Raw genomic sequence first — 1377 nt, forward strand, 5'->3', positions numbered from 1 at the left:
CGTGGGCCCGGAAGCCCATTCATGTAGATAGTTCACGGTGAAGTCCATATGTGCCCTGATGCTGCCGACGGTGATGTACTCGTCCGGCGCGTGGATGTTGCCACCATGCCCAAGCCCGGCAATGCTGCACGGGAGGTTGTATGGCTCCTTTCCGAAGAACGCATGCGGAGCACAGCCGTTGGACGCCGGCCAGATCTGAGTCTGTACGCCGCATGTGGCCGCTGCTCGGATCGCCGCCTGGCAGATTTCGTCCTCGACATCGGTCTGCTGCGCCTCGTACCCATGGCAACGGACCGCGATTTCCGGGAAGCCGCGGCGATGAAGGTGAGTCTTCAGTAGCTCCTGCAACTGCTCGGGTGACACACCACCAGGCAGCCGCACATCGATCTTTGCTGACACGTTCTGGGGCATCATCGTGTAGAAATGCGGCCCGTCGTAGCCTCCGTGAAATCCTTGAATATTAATTTGAGGGTTAGAGACCCATCCCGGGATCAGCTCCTGCATTGACCTGCCGCCACGGAGTTCGTTGACGTTGACGACCTGCTTCATGGCTTTCTCTGCGGAAGCATCTGTAGCGTCCTCCAGAAGTTTAATCTGCTCGCGCTCTTCGGCTGTTATAGCGTCCAATCGCTCCGCCAACCCGTCGATAGTGAGCTTGTGGTCCGCGTCATAAAGCGAGCCGACGGCGTGAATGAGTCGCATCATTGGAGCGTCGACGAACGGTAGCCACCCCGACCAGATGTGGCGGCCGTCGCGTACGCCGCCCCACTCCCCACCGCGACACTCCAGCTCGACAAGGTTGAGGCCCCGCACGCCGCGATAGAGGGGCATCGAACCTCCGGGCCGCCTCTGGTGCATTGCAGGCAGCCACATCCCATCACATTCCATGATGTCGTCGTGCTGCTGCTTGATGCAGTTACCGAGGTTCGGGCTTCCGATCTCCTCCTCGCCCTCCCACAACCAGACGATGTTGAGGGGGAGGTCGCCGCCGATCCTCTGCATCGCTTCCACGGCCAGGATGGTCGAGAGCATCGGACCGCGATGGTTGCTGGCGGCGCGACCGCAGATTACGGCGCCCATAGACGGGTCGAGGCCGAGCTGCTCGGCTTCGACGATGTTCGCGCCGAACGGGTCCGATTTCCACTGATCGAAGTCGACCGGGGTCTCGTCGTACAGACAGTAGATCAGCAGCGTCTTTGCATCCGGTCTACTGCTTCGCGAACGCCCATAGACCGTCGGATACCCGCCCGTCTCCACAAGCCTTGCGTCGGGAGCGACGCGCTTAAGGTGTGCAAGGCACGCCTCGGCGCTCTCCGCCATTCCTTCGCCCGTCGTCGAGATCCCGGGAACCCTCAGCAGATCCCGGACGATACCGAT

At 61.4% G+C, this 1377-nt stretch carries 1 protein-coding gene; it reads right to left on the reverse strand.

All coding sequences use genetic code 11. The features are described 5' to 3' along the window. Nucleotides 1-1377, reverse strand: a 1377-nt coding sequence (locus tag ACFXN1_RS51810; RefSeq protein ID WP_379446767.1) for a M20/M25/M40 family metallo-hydrolase, incomplete at both ends; no start/stop codon positions are given.

The organism is Nocardia sp. NPDC059154 (genome assembly GCF_042755705.1).
Lineage (GTDB): Bacteria > Actinomycetota > Actinomycetes > Mycobacteriales > Mycobacteriaceae > Nocardia.